The sequence below is a fragment of the Collinsella aerofaciens genome (assembly GCF_019131995.1).
Classification (GTDB): Bacteria; Actinomycetota; Coriobacteriia; order Coriobacteriales; family Coriobacteriaceae; genus Collinsella; species Collinsella aerofaciens_S.
In genome coordinates, this window is record NZ_JAHONA010000001.1 from 126,214 (window position 1) to 142,549 (window position 16,336).

12 protein-coding genes are annotated in these 16,336 nt (G+C 61.1%); 5 read left to right on the forward strand and 7 right to left on the reverse strand.

Annotated elements, in window-relative coordinates; all coding sequences use genetic code 11:
* Nucleotides 1-26: 26 nt before the first annotated feature.
* A complete protein-coding gene (locus KSY82_RS00495) occupies nucleotides 27-1,043 on the forward strand; it encodes a LacI family DNA-binding transcriptional regulator (RefSeq protein WP_217749828.1) in 1,017 nt (338 codons plus the stop codon).
* Nucleotides 1,044-1,286: 243 nt separating this feature from the next.
* Here the strand turns inward: KSY82_RS00495 and aspS are convergent, their stop codons facing one another.
* On the reverse strand, nucleotides 1,287-3,074 hold the full coding sequence (gene aspS / locus KSY82_RS00500) for an aspartate--tRNA ligase (RefSeq protein ID WP_217749829.1): 1,788 nt from the start codon (nucleotides 3,072-3,074) through the stop codon (nucleotides 1,287-1,289).
* A gap of 256 nt (nucleotides 3,075-3,330) precedes the next feature.
* Between aspS and serB the strand changes: the two genes are divergently transcribed.
* The 4 genes from serB to KSY82_RS00520 all read left to right on the forward strand — a co-directional run bounded on the left by serB (nucleotide 3,331) and on the right by KSY82_RS00520 (nucleotide 6,324).
* Nucleotides 3,331-3,966: a phosphoserine phosphatase SerB gene (gene serB, locus KSY82_RS00505; RefSeq protein ID WP_217749830.1), complete on the forward strand. Its 636-nt coding sequence runs from the start codon at nucleotides 3,331-3,333 to the stop codon at nucleotides 3,964-3,966.
* A 114-nt stretch (nucleotides 3,967-4,080) separates the two neighbouring features.
* The gene (gene larB / locus KSY82_RS00510; RefSeq protein ID WP_217749831.1) at nucleotides 4,081-4,863 is read left to right on the forward strand and encodes a nickel pincer cofactor biosynthesis protein LarB; all 783 of its coding nucleotides are present in this window, start codon (nucleotides 4,081-4,083) and stop codon (nucleotides 4,861-4,863) included.
* Nucleotides 4,864-4,873: 10 nt separating this feature from the next.
* Entirely contained in the window at nucleotides 4,874-5,782 is a 909-nt protein-coding gene (gene larC, locus KSY82_RS00515; protein ID WP_217749832.1) for a nickel pincer cofactor biosynthesis protein LarC, read from the forward strand.
* Nucleotides 5,783-5,784: 2 nt separating this feature from the next.
* Nucleotides 5,785-6,324, forward strand: coding sequence for a TetR/AcrR family transcriptional regulator (locus KSY82_RS00520; RefSeq protein WP_217749833.1), 540 nt, complete (start codon nucleotides 5,785-5,787; stop codon nucleotides 6,322-6,324).
* Between the two features lie 336 nt (nucleotides 6,325-6,660).
* Here KSY82_RS00520 and larD read toward each other — a convergent pair whose 3' ends face one another.
* The 6 genes from larD to KSY82_RS00550 form a co-directional block, all read right to left on the reverse strand.
* Complete coding sequence (larD, locus tag KSY82_RS00525) at nucleotides 6,661-7,392, reverse strand: D/L-lactic acid transporter LarD (protein WP_117640038.1); 732 nt, start codon at nucleotides 7,390-7,392, stop codon at nucleotides 6,661-6,663.
* Between the two features lie 49 nt (nucleotides 7,393-7,441).
* Complete coding sequence (larA, locus tag KSY82_RS00530; RefSeq protein ID WP_195234153.1) at nucleotides 7,442-8,719, reverse strand: nickel-dependent lactate racemase; 1,278 nt, start codon at nucleotides 8,717-8,719, stop codon at nucleotides 7,442-7,444.
* A gap of 995 nt (nucleotides 8,720-9,714) precedes the next feature.
* Nucleotides 9,715-12,528 carry a phosphoenolpyruvate carboxylase gene (locus KSY82_RS00535; protein ID WP_438265350.1) on the reverse strand — a complete coding sequence of 938 codons (2,814 nt, stop codon included), beginning with the start codon at nucleotides 12,526-12,528 and terminating at the stop codon, nucleotides 9,715-9,717.
* Nucleotides 12,529-12,786: 258 nt separating this feature from the next.
* Entirely contained in the window at nucleotides 12,787-14,100 is a 1,314-nt protein-coding gene (gene hisS, locus KSY82_RS00540) for a histidine--tRNA ligase (protein ID WP_217749836.1), read from the reverse strand.
* Nucleotides 14,101-14,404: 304 nt separating this feature from the next.
* The gene (locus tag KSY82_RS00545) at nucleotides 14,405-14,854 is read right to left on the reverse strand and encodes an MFS transporter (protein ID WP_217749837.1); all 450 of its coding nucleotides are present in this window, start codon (nucleotides 14,852-14,854) and stop codon (nucleotides 14,405-14,407) included.
* 121 nt (nucleotides 14,855-14,975) lie between these two features.
* A complete protein-coding gene (locus KSY82_RS00550) occupies nucleotides 14,976-16,271 on the reverse strand; it encodes a M20 family metallopeptidase (protein WP_217749838.1) in 1,296 nt (431 codons plus the stop codon).
* Nucleotides 16,272-16,336: the final 65 nt, after the last annotated feature.

Sequence of the window (16,336 nt, forward strand, 5' to 3'; positions counted from 1 at the left end):
ATCGACCGCATTCTCCAGGAGACGCCATGACCCAACCAGTTCGCACCGCACCTACGCTTGCCGAGGTTGCCGCAGCTGCCGGCGTGTCGCGCTCCACGGCATCGCGCGCCCTCAACGATTCACCCCGCATTAGCGAGGAAACCAAAAAGCGCGTCCGCGCGGCGGCCAAGAAAGTCAATTTTGTCCCCAACGCTCGTGGCCGAGCGCTCGCTGTCGGGCGCACGGAAATCATCGCCGTGCTCGTGACCGAGCCCCTGAGTGAACTCTTCAGCGACCCCACCTATAGCGAGTTTTTGAGCGGCATTACCGAGGAACTGTCGGAGTCGTCCTATCTGCCCGTTATCTTGCAGGCGTCTTCTACGCATGAGCGCAACCGCGCACGCGAGCACTTTGAGCGACGCTCGTTCGACGCCGTGATCGACGTCTCCCCCTACAAAGGCAGCGAGTTGCTCGAGGTGCTGCGCGAGCTGGGCGTACCCACCGTGTTGTGCGGCCAGCTCGAGGGCCACCCCTATCGCGACGTGTTCTCGACGGTCTACTCTGGCGACGAAGAGGGCGGACACTTTGCGGCACTCGCCATGAAGAAGCGCGGGCGCAAAGATATCGTCGCCGTGTTGGGACCGCAAGACAACCCCGCTGTTGTCGACCGCCTGCGCGGCTACCGCGCCGTCTTGGGCGAAGACCTCCCAGACGCAAACGTTATCTATACCGGCTGGAACAGCGGAGACGGCTATCAGGCCATGCACCAAATTCTCGCGCGCGAGATGGCTTTCGATGGCGTGCTCTGCGGATCGGACCGTATCGCGGCTGGCGTCATCACCGCACTCAACGAGGCAGGCCTATCCGTTCCGGCGGACGTTTCTGTCGTCGGCTTCGACGATCACGAGATTGCGACGCGCTGCGTCCCCGCGCTCACGACCGTCCGCCAGCCCCTGCGCGAAGAAGGCCACATGGCCGCCAACATTGCGCTCGACATGATCAAGGGTGCCGAGCCCACCACCTCCGTGATGCACATGAAGCTGATCCAGAGAGACTCGCTATAAGAAACTGGGCCGGGCTTTCCGCCAGACAGTTGTTGCGGAAAGTCTATCCCGTTTTGAGCGCTCGTTCTGGGGCACAGTTTCCGTTAGACAGCTCAACCGGAAACTGTGCCCCATTATTTTGCCGGATTCTGGGTCGCACTTTCCGCGATGCCCGGTCACCCCATGCCCTCACAATCTCGGCGTATAAAAAACGAGGGAAGGCACACGTCCTTCCCTCGTTACGAGCAATATATAGCCGCTCGCCTACATCAGGCGCAGGCTGACGTCCTTGAGCTGGGCGCCGCTAACGGCACTCGGGGCGCCCGACATGAGGTCGGAGCCACTAGCCGTCTTGGGGAACGCCATAACGTCACGGATGGAGTCGGAACCGGTGAGCAGCATGCACACGCGGTCCAGACCCAGAGCGAAACCGCCCATCGGGGGCGCACCAAACTTGAGGGCCTCCATGAGGAAGCCGAACTGAGACTCGGCGCGCTCCTCGGTAAAGCCCAGGAGCTTGAGCATGGACATCTGCATCTCGGCGTTGTGGATACGCATACCGCCACCGCCGGCCTCAAAGCCGTCCATGACAAAGTCGTAGGTGCACGAACCGGCTGCCAGGGGATCGGCCTCGATCTTGGCGATGTCGGTCTCGGTCGGCAGGGTAAAGGGCTGGTGCTCGGCAGCATAGGCCTTGCGATCCTCGTCCCAATGGAACAGCGGGAAGTTGACGACCCACAGGAAGTCGTGACCCTCGCGCTTGATCTCAAGCGCATTGGCCATGTGCGAACGCATACCGCCCAGGATCTCATCAGAGAGCAGGCGCGGGCCGGCGGCGAACATCACAAGGTCGCCGGGCTCGACGTCCATGCGCTCGCGCAGAGCGGCCATCTCCTCGTCCGAGAAGAACTTGACGATGGGGCTGTTGATGGAGCCGTCCTCGCGGAAGGCGATCCAGGCCAGGCCCTTGGCGCCAAACGTGGAGGCCACGCCGGCGAGCTTATCGATCTTGGCACGTGCCCAGGCACCGGCGCCCTTGGCGTTGATGGCCTTGACGACAGAGCCCTCCTCATTTGCGGCGGTCGCAAAGACCTTGAACTTGGAGTTGGCAAAGATGTCGGTCAGGTCGACCAGGTGCATGCCATAGCGGGTATCGGGCTTGTCGGAGCCATAGGTGTCCATGGCATCCCAGTAGTTCATGCGACGCAGCGGCGTGGGCATCTCGACACCCATGCGACCGAAGGCATCGGCAAGAACCTCTTCGAGCGCGCTCATGACATCGTTCTGGTCCACGAAGGACATCTCGATATCGACCTGGGTGAACTCGGGCTGACGGTCGGCACGCAGGTCCTCGTCGCGGAAGCACTTGGCAACCTGGTAGTAGCGCTCAACGCCACCGACCATGAGCAGCTGCTTCAGAAGCTGCGGGGACTGCGGCAGGGCGTAGAAGTTGCCCGGCTGGATGCGGCTGGGAACGATGAAGTCGCGGGCGCCCTCGGGCGTGGACTTGAACAGGGAGGGCGTCTCGACCTCCATGAACTCACGGTTGTGCAGTGCCTCGCGAATGGCAAAGGTAAAGTCGGAGCGCAGCTTGAGGTTGGCCATCATCTCGGGACGGCGGAGGTCCAGATAGCGATAGCGCAGGCGGGTGTCCTCGCTGGTCTCGATGCCGTCCTCGATCTGGAACGGCGGGGTGACGGACGTGTTGAGCACCTCGGCGTGGTCGGTCAGGACCTCGATCTCGCCGGTCGCGAGCTTGGTGTTGGTGGTCTCCTCGCCACGGGAGCGCACGACGCCGTGGATCTTGATGGGCCACTCGGGACGCATGGTCTCGGCGATCTTAAAGGCGTCGCCGTCGGAGTGCTCGGGGTCGAAGGTGAGCTGCGTGATGCCCTCGCGGTCGCGAAGATCGCAGAAGATAAGGCCGCCGTGGTCGCGGCGACGGCTCACCCAACCGGTGAGGGTGACCTCTTCGCCCACGTTCTCGCGGCGAAGCTCGCCGCAGGTACGGGTGTGCATGGAATGCTCGTCGATGGGACGGGTCTGGCTCATACCAGTGATCCTCCTTTATGGATCTGTGCCGCCCCGTGTCGTTCCGGGCGGCGTCGTACAGATTTGCCCAGCCTGTGTAAACCGCGCAGCCAGACATGGCGTTCTATCTTATCGCACCTGTGTCGATGTGCCGCGGAAAAGTAGCTCCTGCCCAAAGACTTGACGGAGACGAAACAATTGACGCGGCCTGACCGTCGCCCAGGCGCGCCGCGTGCGACAATGTGCCCCAATACAACTGCACTCGGAAAGGCCCGCCATGACTGCACGCCTCATCGTTATGGATATCGACTCCACGCTCATCAACCAGGAAGTCATCGACCTGTTGGGCGAGGAAGCCGGCGTGGGAGAGCAAGTTGCACAGATCACCGAACGCGCCATGCGCGGCGAGCTTGACTTTAAGCAGGCGCTCGAGGAGCGCGTGGGGCTGCTTGCCGGCTTGGATGAGAGCGTGTTCGAGCGCACCTTTGAGCGCGTGACGTTTACTCCCGGCGCGCTGGAGCTTGTGCGCTCGGCGCACAGCAAGGGCTGGAAGGTCGGCGTGGTGAGCGGCGGCTTCCACGAGGTCGCCGACAAGATCGTGGCCGCCGCGGGCATCGATTTTTGCCTGGCCAACCGTCTGGAAGTCGTGGACGGCAAGCTCACGGGTAAGCTGGCGGCAGACATTGTGACCAAGGAATCCAAGCTCATTCAGCTGCTGGATTGGGCGGTTGAGTGCGGTGTCGACATGGCCCACACCGTCGCGATCGGCGACGGCGCCAATGACATCCCCATGATTCAGGCCGCGGGCACGGGCATCGCGTTTTGCGCCAAGCCCAAGACGCGCGAAGCCGCCCCGTTTGCCATCGACGAACGCAACCTGACACTCGCCATGGATATCATCCTGCGCGACTAGTCGATCCTTCTAACAATAGAATCAGTCTGTCCTATAGTTTCCGAACAATTTTGTCTTAGTGTTCGGAAACATACCCTTTGAGTGCTAGACTTTGCGCCGTCGAAGGGAACATATATGGATAAGCGAGATCTAGAGCAGCTGCTGAGCGATGTTGCCGGCGGATCAGTCACCCCCGCCGACGCCCTTACGCGCATCCAGACGGCTCCGACTGCCGATTTGGGCTTTGCGCAGCTCGATCTTTCGCGCGGAGTGCGCCAGGGAGCCGGCGAGGTTGTCTACGGTGCCGGTAAAACCGCCGAGCAAATTGCCGCCATTATCGAGGCGCTGCGCGATGCCGGCCAGGAGCGCATCCTAGTCACACGCTTGGATGCCGAAAAAGCCGCGCGCACCGCTGAGTTCCTCGGCAACGACATCGACCTGGGATATGTCCCGGACGCCCAGCTCGCCCTGGTGGGTGGCAAGCCCTCCCCCACCGGCAACGGACACATCGTCGTCGCCTGCGCCGGTACGAGCGACCTGCCCGTCGCCGAAGAGGCGGCACTGACGGCCGAGTTCTACGGCAACGAGGTCGATCGCCTCTACGACGTGGGTGTCGCCGGCCTGCACCGCCTGCTCGCTCATGCTGAGGAACTTGCCCAGGCGCAGGTGGTCATCGCCATCGCCGGCATGGAAGGCGCCCTGGCGAGCGTTATCGGCGGTCTTGTGAGCTGTCCGGTCATCGCCGTCCCCACCAGTGTGGGCTATGGCGCGAGCTTTGGCGGCGTGGCCGCACTGCTCGCCATGCTCAACTCCTGCGCCAGCGGCGTTTCAGTCGTCAACATCGACAATGGCTTCGGCGCCGCCTACCAGGCAAGTCTTATCAATCATTTGAGCGCCGGCACGCCCTGCGCCCGTTAAGGAGCATTCTATGTCCAACCATCAGCACACGCTTATCATCGACGGCACCTCGGGCATCAGCGGCGACATGACCGTCGCAGCCCTGCTCGACCTGGGCGCCAGCGAGGAGCACCTGCGCGAACAGCTCGCCACGCTGCCGGTCGGCGGCTTTGAGATTGCCGTCACCCGCGTAAACAAGCATGGCATCGACGCCTGCGACTTTGACGTTCAGCTGGCAGAAGAGCTCGAGAACCACGACCACGACATGGCCTGGCTCTACGGCAACGAAGCAGCTGCCGAGCACACGCACGAGCATGAGCACCACCATCATGCCCATGGTGAGCACGAGCACCGCCATGGGCACGCGCGTGACCACGACCACGACCACGAGGGTCACCATCACGCCCACCACCACCATCACCGTTCTTTGGCGGACGTCACCGCCATCATCGATGGCTCGCAGATGAGTGATGGCACCAAGCGTCGCGCGCTCGCCATCTTTACCGCGCTCGCCGCCGCCGAGGCCAAGGCCCACGGCAAAACGCCCGAGACCGTCATGTTCCACGAAGTAGGCGCCATCGATTCCATCGTTGACATCTGCTCTGTCGCCATCTGCCTCGATGACCTGGGCATCGAGGATATTGTCGTCGAGTCGCTCTCCGAGGGTCACGGCACCATCCACTGTGCCCACGGCCTTATGCCCATCCCGGTGCCCGCCGTCGTCAACCTATGCCAGGCAGGCAATATCGCCCTCACGCCCGCACCGGTCGCCGGCGAGCTCGTGACGCCCACGGGTGCCGCCATCGTCGCCGCACTGCGCACGTCCGAGCACCTGCCGGCCCGCCACCGCATCGAAGCCGTCGGCTACGGCGCCGGTAAGCGCCCCTACGAGGGCTGCTCCGGCACGCTCCGTTGCCTGCTTGTTCACGTGGACGCATAGCCATGGATGCCCGCAAAACCAAAAGCCGCGCCGCCATTGTCACGGCGTTTTCCGAGCTCCTTCGCGAGGAGGACTACGGCAAGATCACCGTCGGCGACATCATCGCGCGCGCCCATGTGGGTCGGGCCACGTTCTACGGCCTCTTTAAGAGCAAAGACGACCTACTGTCCAAGCTCGTAAGCGACATCTGCACCCACGCCCTCGACGACGATGGCACACCGCTCGACGACCCACTCGTGCAGGTCGAACATATCCTCAACAACCTCTGGGAGCGCCGCCAGGGCGTTCGAGCCCTCGTAGCCGGCGCCGGCTCACGCGTCTTCGCCGACTGCTTACGCAAGACCATCATGTCACGAGCAGCCGAAACCGTCCCCGCCGACCCCACAGGCCCCGCCGCCACCATGGACCGCAGCTTCTTACTACACCACATAGCCTCAAGCTTCGTTGCCACCGTCCAATGGTGGGCCTGTCACAACTTCCAAGCGGACAAAGCCGACGTAGCCAAAGACTACCTCTCGGCCATAAAGCCCCTCTTCAGCTAAGTAAGAAGCTCATCCCAAAGCATCGCCCCAACCCAGGCCGCCACGCACCCCAAAGTGTCACTCGCACCTCAAAGCGCCTAACAACAAAGTGCCCACCACATCCAAATTCAGATATATATGTTGGTTGCTTGTTCGAACACAACTGGATTCCCGCAGGGTCCGGCATAGGTTAACTTTTCGCCGCACTCCGCAGGACGCAAGAAGCTCCCGCCGCACTCCGCAGGACGCAAGAAGCTCCCGCCGCACGAAGTGCGCAGCGAGAGCTTCTTGCATGTCCGAGGACGCGGCGAAAAGTTAACCTATGCCGGACCCGGGCGTTATATCAATTGTCTTGGACTAGAACATGCCCAAGAAACCGTGCACAAACAGCGCGGCCAGAGCGGCACCGATAAACGGAGCGATGCCAGGAACAAGCAGGCCGTACTTCCAGTTGTTGTCAGCCTTGTTCTTGATCGGCAGCACCTGATAGGCCATGCGAGGACCAAGGTCACGAGCCTGGTTCATGGCGAAGCCGGTGATGCCGCCCATGCCCATGCCAACAGCCCAAACGATCAGACCGACGCAGATAGCGAGCATCAGAACGTTCTCGCCGGCGCGGCTAGCGGCAGCAAGGATGGCGCTGATGAACACAAAGGTGCAGATAGCCTCGCAGAAGAAGTTACGGGCATAGTTCGTACCCTCGGTGGTGGGGTTGGTCGAGAAGATGTTGCGCTGGGCAATGGGGTCGACGACGCCCTCGGAAGCCTTGAACTCATCGGCATACATAAGCCAAGCGATTACGGCGCCCACAAAGCCGCCGAGCATATCGGCAATCATGAAGGGGATGCAGCTGCTCCACGGCACCAGGCCTACGATGCACTGGGCAAGCACCATAGCCGGGTTCATGCACACGGCGCCGCCAAAGACAAACAGGCAGACCGAGATGCCAAAAGACCAAGTGGTGATGGCAAACATGTGGCCGGAGCCCTGATACTTGGTGCCCTTGAGCACGGTATCGCAGTGCACGCCCACGCCAAAGATGATCATGAGGGCCGTTGCGCCGAATTCGCAGAGGAGTTTGGTAAGCATAAAACCTTATCTTTCTTGTCGGTTATAAACGATTCGTTTAGGCCGCGCGCTAGTGCTGAGCGACGACAACGCCCAGGCCATCGGGAATGACGGCCACCTTGGCATCGGCACCCTTCATCTCAAAGGCGAGCTTGAGCGCCTCCTCGAGGGTGTTGACCGGCGTCATGTGCATATCCTTAATCATCTGGTGATCGCACAGGTCGGTGACCATGATCACGGGGTGATGCGCCAGGATGCGGGCAAAGATCTGGCTCGTCCACTGGTCGGGCAGGGTCTCGTCCTTAGGACGGTCGATGCAGGCGCGCTCAAACTCTGCCGGATCGTTGTCGGCGATGTTGTGATAGAAGCCCTCGCCGCCGTGACCGTCGGCACAACCGGCGACGTCGATGATCACACCGCCCTCGGGAAGCGTGGCCTCGGCAGAGCACATGCCCTTCACGGCCTGGTAGATGTTCTGGTCGAGCGGGTAGCCGCCGTTGGTGGTGATGGCAATCTCGCACTCGACGGGCTCAACGCCGGCAAGGCTCTTTACGAACTCGCAGCCAGCCTCGTGTGCCTTGTGGATGTCGCCGGCGAAGGAGCCAATGACCTCGTGCTTGCCGTTGAGCACCACGTTCAGCACAAAGGCAAGGTGAGCCATCTCGGCAGCGGCAAACATGTCCTCGCTCACGTGGTTATGGCACAGGTTGCCGGCACGCGAATGGGAATCGTTCACAAACTGGCCGTTGTGGTTGTACATGATGGTCTTGTAGCTGGCGATGCCAGGCAGGACGGACTTGCGGCTGCCGGAGAAACCAGCAAAGAAGTGCGGCTCAATAAAGCCCTCGGCAAGCAGCAGATCGCAATCGACGGCAATCTTATTGATGATGCACTCGCCACCAGAAGGCAGGGTGCCGATCTTTTTCATCATGCTGTCGTCAGTCGCGACGTGCATAACGATTTCCTCGTTGGCAACGATCTCCTCGCCGTACTTGTTGACGAGCTCCTCGTGCGTCGACGGACGATGCATACCCGTAGCAACCAGAATGCGAACGCGCGCTTCAGGCGCAGCAGAATGGATGTGATGCAGCAGAATAGGCATCGTCACACGCGAAGGAACGGGACGCGTATGGTCGGAGCTAATGATGACGATATCCTTCTTGCCAGCACAGAGCTCCTCGAGCGAAGGCGAGCCGTAAGGGTTGGCAAGTGACTCCTCCACCAGCTCTTCCTGCGATTTCGTGGTCTTAAACTCGTTTTGATGACCTTCCATCACACCTGCAAAGTTCTTATCCTCGAGCTCCAGATGCAACGTCTTGTGGTCAAACGGCAGTTCACATTCAAACAATGACGAGCGCCCTCTTCCTTTCAACTGACACACTAGATAAACCGTTGGAAGGATACGCCGCTCACCGAAAAACGCCACCGTCCACCGAGTCGTTAACACAACGTTCATATTTGACTCACAAAAAAACGGCCGCGATCCCAAACGGGACCGCGGCCGTCCGCCAAATACACCATGGGCAGGATAGCCTACGCAATGCCGAGGCGAACGTCCACCCCGACGGCATGCGTACGTAAGCCATCTTGCATAAATACGTCAATTAATTGCATAAAATGGCGCAAGGTTTTCTAGCCGTAACAGGGTAGTACCCTCCGGAGCGTGCATTTTTGCGAGTATTCTGCATCACGTAATCAGATTATGGAGTCAAGAGTCTCTTAAAAGGCCGAAATCCCTCACGACTCATCCCGTCAGGACGACGCACTGCGATAAGCCCGCCAAATTTAAACATCGTTAGCCTCCAATTGGCGCGCAGAGGCATCAACAAAGGCAGCGAAAATCGGCTATCGCCCTTATACATCAATCTTTGGCTGCTGAAAACTCCGTTTTTTGCACGTCGCCCCAAGCACCACCCTCACCCAGCGGCTGATCCACCGAAGACCGGACATCGCAGGGCCCGCCATAGGTTTACTTTTAGGCACACTCCGCAGGACGCAAGAAGCCCTCTCCGCACTCCACATTAGGCGCGAAGCGCACTTTATTTTCATCAGCTTTAATCCCTGAAGACCGAGGACGAAGGGACCCGATGGGTTTCCCTCTGAATGCATTCCGCAGCACGAAGCCCTTTCCAAACGCGCGAAGCGCGCCTTTATTTCCCCAGCAAGTAATCCACCGAAGACCGGACATCGTAGGGGCCGCCGTTTGTTTTCTTTCCGGCGCATTCCGCAGGACGCAAGAAGCCCTCACCGCACGAAGTGCGCAGCGAGGGCTTCTTGCGTGTCCGAGGACGCGCCGGAAAGAAAACAAACGGCGGCCCCGGACAACGACTACAGGGCTATCGATTACCCCGTGTTCTGCAAACCTGCCGAGACGCCGGTCACAGTCGAAAGAATCAGGCTCATGTACTCGGCCTTCTTCTCCTCGGCCATCTCGTCCTGGTTCATACGCACCTCGCGAAGGGCGCGGACCTGGGCGATGGACAGGGCGTCGACATAGGGGTTGCGCACGCGAACGGCGCAGCCGAGCACGCGACGGCGCTGCAGCGGCCACTCATCACCGACGATAGCAAGGACCCACTTACGGGTGAGCTGCATCTCGGTGAAGACCTTCTCGGACAGATCCTGGCGATCGCCCAGGTGCAGATACATCTTAGCGATGCGCTGGTCGGTCTTAGCGATCGACATCTCGATGTTGTCGATGAACGTGCGGAAGAACGGCCACTCCTGGTAGGCAGCCTTGAGCTGGTCAAGATCGCCCAGCTGCTCGCAGGCGGTGCCCAGGCCGTACCAAGCGGCCAGGTTAATGCGCGCCTGGCTCCAGCTGAAGATCCACGGAATGGTACGCAGGTCGTCGAGCGACTTGGCGCCCAGGCCGCGCTTGGCGGGACGCGAGCCGATCGGCAGCAGACCGACTTCGGTCAGCGGCGTCACGGTCGAGAACCACGGTGTAAAGTCCTCGGTGTTCAGCAGGTCCAGATAGCGCTCGTGGCTTACTGCGTTGAGCTTCTCTGCCATATCCCAGAACTTCTGCGTGGTCTCGGTGTTGGTCTTCTCGACACTCGGGGCCGACTGCAAAAGCGTTGCGGCGGCAACGGACTCAACATGGCGCTGAGCCAGCGTGCGGTTACCGTAACGGGCAAAGATGACCTCGCCCTGCTCGGTGAGCTTAAAGAAGCAGTTGACCGAACCCTTGGGCTGCGCCAGCACGGCCTTGTTGGCCGGGCCGCCGCCACGGCCCACGGCACCGCCGCGACCGTGCATGAGCACCAGGTCGATATCGTTCTTCTCGGCCCACTTGGCAATGCGCTCCTGCGCGGAGTGCAGCGCGAGCATAGCCGTAGTAGGACCGGCATCCTTGGAGGAGTCGGAATAGCCCAGCATGACCTCCATGCGGCGGTTGGTCTGGGCAAGGCGCTTCTGCACCACGGGCAGCGTAAGCATCTGGTCGAGCACGTCGACACAGCCCTCGAGGTCCTCGAGCTGCTCGAACAGCGGGATCACGTCGAGCTCGGGAACGTCCTCCTCGTGTGCGAAGGACAGGTGGGCCAGCTCAAAGACGTCGGCCACATGCTGGGCGCTCTTGGTAAACGAGATGATGTAGCGGTGCGCCATCTTCTTGCCGTAGCGCTTTTGGATGGAGCCGATAGCGCGGAAGGTATCGATGACCTCGCGCGTCATGGGCTGCAGGTCGCCATGGATACCGTTCTCGTGGATATCCTTGAGGGCGCGGGCGTGCACCACGGAATGCTGACGGAACTCCATCTCGACCATATGGAAGCCGAAGGACTCGACCTGCCAGATAATGGTCTGGACCGGGCCGTAGGCGGCACGGACGGCACCGCAGGCAGCAAGCGAACGCTGGACGACGCGCAGGTCATCCAGGAACTCGTCGGCGCTGTGGTACATGGTGTCGGTGATGCGACGGACGGTGGCGTTCAGACGGTCGGCCATGACGAGCATGACGGCGCGATGCGGCTCGTGCTCGGAAATCAGCTCGGCGCGGGCCGTGTACTGGGTACTCATCTCGACCTGATGGTTCCACAGGTTGATGAGCTCGGCAGACGGCTTGCTGTAGGTGGCCTCGAGCGTGAGGTTGCGGCCGATGCGGCGGCACTTATCCTCGAGCTTGAGCACCATGTGGGTGAAGTACTTGGCGGCGACCTCACGGCTCACCTTGGCGGTGACGTTGGGGTTACCGTCGCGGTCGGAACCGATCCAGCTGCCGGGATGGAAGAACGCCGGGCACAGCGGCGGCACGGTACCGGCCTTGTCGCCCAGCACCCAGTCGTCAAAGCGACGATAAATGACGGGGATAACGTCGAACAGCGTGTTATCAAAGATGTCGATGATGGTATCGGCTTCCTCGACCGGCGTGGGCTTCTTGAGCGCGATGGGGCTCGTACGCACCAGGGCGTCGATCTCCTGCAGCATATGGCGCTCGTTCTCCACCAGGTCGGAGCCGCCCAAACGCGGACGCTCCTCCAGCAGGTTGGAGATACGGCGAATCTTGCCCTCGACGGCCTTACGACGGGCCTCGGTGGGATGTGCGGTAAAGACAGGGTGGAACTCGAGCTTGCCGAGCAGCTCATTGGCACCCTCGACGCCCATCTCGTTTACCAACTGGTGATAGGCGACGGTGAGTTCGTTGGCGGGATCGACCTCGGTATCGGTCGATGCGCCGGCCTCGAGCTCGCGCAGCTGCGCCACACGGTAGTTCTCCTCCGACAGGTTTGCCAAGTGGAAGAAGCTCGTAAAGGCGCGAACGATGACCTGCTGCTTATCAAGCGGCAGGCTGTCAATCAGATCGACGACTTCGCGAAACGCCACGGCGGTGGGCTCGTCGGCAGTGGGCACGCCCTGTTCGTCAACGGACTCGTCGGCAGCGCGGCTACCGGGGTTGCCAGCATTGGCCACAATCTCGGCTGTCAAAATCTTGTCGAACAGGTCCGCGATCTCGGGATCATACTCGCTAAGCACACGACGTTCCAGGCGCAGGAACAGCGCCAGATTATCGCGCAGCTCCTCGGGGATCTCGATCTCGGCGAGACGCTCCCTGGACTCGGCATTCGAGCCGATTCGGTTAACGAGGCGGTTGACCACGGCAGCGACGCGCGCCGCGGCTTCGGGTACAGACTGGTTGCTTAGGTTCTCAGCCACGTTTCCTCCCATTCCTCCTTCTATGCACGTAACATGCGGTATTCATTATAGGCGCTTGAGAAATACTTTCGACACTGATTGCGCTTTACCACACAAAAGTATTTTCTGCATTGCAAGGGTTTTTGCCCCAAATGGTCGTATTTCTCGGTGGGCAGCATATGCAAGCGAGGGCATTCCGCATAAATGCGAAACACCCCCGTAACAATAGCTCGTCGCGAGCGGGACATGTTAGCGGGTCCGCAGCTCAAAAATCATGCGCTACAGACGCTCGCGAACCGCCTCGACGACGTTGGCCAGATCGACGAGAACCTCGTCATGGCTCTGCATGTCGCGCACCTTGACCTTGCCGGCGGCAAGCTCGTCGCCGCCCAGGACCAGGATGAGCTTGGCGCCTACCTTATCGGCCTGCTTAAACTGGGCCTTGAGCGAACGGCCCTGATAGTCGGCCTCGGTCACAATCCCTGCGGCGCGAAGCTGCTGCGTAATGGTAAAGACGTTCTGACGCAGCTCCTTGCCGGCATTGGCGACGTAGACGCACGGGACCTCCTCGGCACCCAGGTCGCTGCCAAAGGCCTGCAGGGCCAGCAGGGCGCGCTCAAAACCGACGGCGAAGCCGACGCCTGCCGTGGGCTTGCCGCCCTCGAGCTCGACGAGGCCATCGTAGCGGCCGCCGCCGCCGATGGAGCCGACGCCGGCGCCAGGGGCCTCGACCTCAAAGACAGTACGGGTGTAGTAGTCCAGGCCGCGCACCAAGGTGGGATCCTCGACATACTCGATACCGGCGGCGTCCAGATAGCGCTTGACTTGCTCGTAGTGCTCGCGGCACTCATCGCACAGGTTGTCACCCATCAGCGGAGCGTTGGCCATGATCTCGCGGCAGTGGTCGTTCTTGCAGTCAAAGGCACGCAGCGGGTTGAGCTCGGCGCGCTCGCGGCACTCATCGCACATCTCGTCTGCGTGATCGAGGATAAACTGCTTGACTTGCTCGCGGTAAGCCGGACGGCACTGAGCGTCGCCCATCGAGTTAATGAGCAGACGAAGCTTGGAAAGATCGAAGCCCAGGCGCTTGTAAAACTCCATGAGCATGATGATGCACTCGGCGTCTGCCGCCGGATCGGGAGCGCCGAGCCACTCGATGCCCACCTGGTGGAACTGGCGCAGGCGGCCCTTCTGGGGACGCTCGCCGCGGAACATGGCCTCGGCGTAGTACGCCTTAAACGGCGTGGAGCCCTGGGGCACCAGATTGTTCTCGACGACAGCGCGCACCACGCCGGCCGTGCCCTCGGGGCGAAGCGCCAGGCGCTGCTTGGGCTTGAGTTTGGTGTCGGTGCCCTCGGTAAAGACGCGCTCCAGGTTGGCACCGCTGAACACGCGGAACATTTCCTTGCGCACGACGTCGGTCGACTGGCCGATACCGTGGACAAACACGTCCACCTGCTCGATCGCGGGCGTCTCGATGGGTTTAAAACCAAACGGCTCGAACACGCCGGCCGCAATCTGCTGCATCTTTTGCCAGGCGCGCATCTCGGCGCCGATAAGGTCGCGGGTTCCCTCCGCCTTCTGTGCCTGCATGGGCAAACACCTTTCTTTTGTATCGCGTCATAGGTAACGGTCATTATACGGCACAAACACAAACCGCGGCGGCGCGTCTGACCGAACGAGGGTATGGGGACTCGTTCGGCCTGACGCACCGCCGCTGTTTGCGATCCGCTTTCCTCCGTCCCCTTCGGATCACGTGATCTGTTGGGGACGGAGGAAAGCGGATCATTTCGTAGGCCCGTGGCCGCCTTGGAAACCGAATGATGGCACGAGCATCCATTCGGCTTCCAAGGCGGCCACGGACAGAACGGGGCGAACAGAAAAGAGCGACGGACGCCTACTCCCCCGCCACGCTTGCGCGCAGCTTGGCGGCGATGGGCTCCGAGGCCAGCAGGAATACGAGCATGACAACAGAACACACCAGGCACACGATCCAGGCGCTCGCAAAGGAGCCCGAGACGGCAAAGAGCACATAGACCTGCCAAAGCTCACCCACAAAGCTCATGCCCGCGAGCACCGCCGAGGTGGCGATAACGGTTAGGGAGCCCAAAACGCGACCGCTTACTTTATCGGCAACATGGCCAATGACAAGCGATCCGATAACGCTCACCACGGTAGAGATCGCATTGGAGACGTTGTACTGGGCAAGCGTAATCCCGAGGTTGCTGACGATCAGCAGCTGGAACATGCTCATGCAGTTGACGAAAATCGTGTAGCACGTGGCCATGATCACGAAGCCGGAGGCCACCACGAGCCAGCCGGGGAAGAATTTGCGTTGCTGGGACATACCGCTCCTTTTAAAAAACGAATAGCCTGCGCCGGGCGCCGGTAGTGCCCAAGATTGCCTTGAAAGACAAGGGCATAGGCCTTATGGCCATGCCCGCAGGCTTGAAAGGCAAGGTTGGGTACTACCGGTGGTCGGCGATGTAGCCCAAAGCGACGGCGGCATAAGCCGCGGCGCCAAGGGGAAGCTCGGCATCGCTAAAACGTGCCTTGGGATGATGCTGAGCAAAATGCTCGTCCGTATCAGTCACGGCAGCGCCCACGGTAAAGTACGCACTCGGAATCTCGCTCGAGATCAGCGCGAAGTCCTCGCTCGCCATGGCGTGGAACAGCGGCAGGAAGGCGGCCTTGGGCAGCACCGCGCCCACGTAGCCAAGCGACGCCTGCGTCATATCGTCATCGAGTACGAGCGGGGGAACATCCGAGAGCGTCTCGATAGTCGCCGGCGTACGATATGTTGTGGCAACGCCGTTAACGACCTCCGCGATGCGGGTCTTGAGGTGCTCCATGAGCTCAACATCGAAGCCGCGCAGCGTTCCCTCGAGCACACAAGTGTCGGGGATGACATTTGCGGCCTGACCGCCGGCGAACTTACCGACAGTCAGTGCGACCTCCTTGACCGCCGGCACCTCGCGGGAGATGAGCTCCTGAAGCGCCAGATGCACATGGACGCCGGCCGTGATGGGGTCGATGCAGATCTCGGGGCTGGAACCGTGGCCGCCCTTGCCCTGGAGCGTGATGCGAAAACCGTACACGCCCGAGAGCGCCGGGCTGCCGTAGAGCACCAGGCCAAGCGGCGACTGGCTATTGACATGCATGGCAAAGGCGGCCTGGGGACGCGGGTTCTGCAGCAGACCATCGGCGATGGCGGCGCGGGCACCCTCAAAGGTTTCCTCGCCCGGCTGGAACAGCAACTTAACCGTGGCATTGGCGTCGACAAGCTCTGCCTCGCGCGCCTTGAGCATACGGGCTGCACCAAGCAGCGCCGTCGCGTGCATATCGTGTCCGCATGCGTGCATGCAGCCGTTCGTAGAGGCGAAAGGCTCGCCTGACTCTTCGGCAACGGGCAGGGCATCCATGTCGCCACGCAGCATAACGACCGTACCGGCCTGTTCGTCCGTGCAGACGCCATTGCCCTGGGCCGCAGCGGCACCGGCGCCGACAAGGCCCACAACACAGGAACCATCGACGAGCGTGGCAAATGGGATGTCCATCTCGGTCAGGCGCGCTTGAATATACGCAGAGGTCTGCGGGAGGCTATTGCCCAGCTCGGGCATCTGGTGTAAATCGTGTCGCCACGCAGCGAGCTCGTCTGCAAAAGCCTGAGCTTCTGCAACAAGACCGTCACCGATAGCGGCCTGCGCCGCTGCGGTGGCCTTGGGCGCTGATTGCGGTTGAAGATCGGACAGTGCTGGTGCCATAGATGCCCTCCAGTAACGTTTTTGCAGCAAGCACTTTGACAGCGTAAAGTACAAGGTATTACTTT

Excerpts from the sequence above, each read along its gene's own strand:
- larD (WP_117640038.1), bottom strand. The coding sequence starts at position 7,392 with ATGCTTACCAAACTCCTCTGCGAATTCGGCGCAACGGCCCTCATGATC.
- KSY82_RS00520 (WP_217749833.1), top strand. The coding sequence starts at position 5,785 with ATGGATGCCCGCAAAACCAAAAGCCGCGCCGCCATTGTCACGGCGTTT.
- aspS (WP_217749829.1), bottom strand. The coding sequence starts at position 3,074 with ATGAGCCAGACCCGTCCCATCGACGAGCATTCCATGCACACCCGTACC.
- hisS (WP_217749836.1), bottom strand. The coding sequence starts at position 14,100 with ATGCAGGCACAGAAGGCGGAGGGAACCCGCGACCTTATCGGCGCCGAG.
- serB (WP_217749830.1), top strand. The coding sequence starts at position 3,331 with ATGACTGCACGCCTCATCGTTATGGATATCGACTCCACGCTCATCAAC.
- KSY82_RS00550 (WP_217749838.1), bottom strand. The coding sequence starts at position 16,271 with ATGGCACCAGCACTGTCCGATCTTCAACCGCAATCAGCGCCCAAGGCC.
- KSY82_RS00545 (WP_217749837.1), bottom strand. The coding sequence starts at position 14,854 with ATGTCCCAGCAACGCAAATTCTTCCCCGGCTGGCTCGTGGTGGCCTCC.
- KSY82_RS00495 (WP_217749828.1), top strand. The coding sequence starts at position 27 with ATGACCCAACCAGTTCGCACCGCACCTACGCTTGCCGAGGTTGCCGCA.
- larB (WP_217749831.1), top strand. The coding sequence starts at position 4,081 with ATGGATAAGCGAGATCTAGAGCAGCTGCTGAGCGATGTTGCCGGCGGA.
- larC (WP_217749832.1), top strand. The coding sequence starts at position 4,874 with ATGTCCAACCATCAGCACACGCTTATCATCGACGGCACCTCGGGCATC.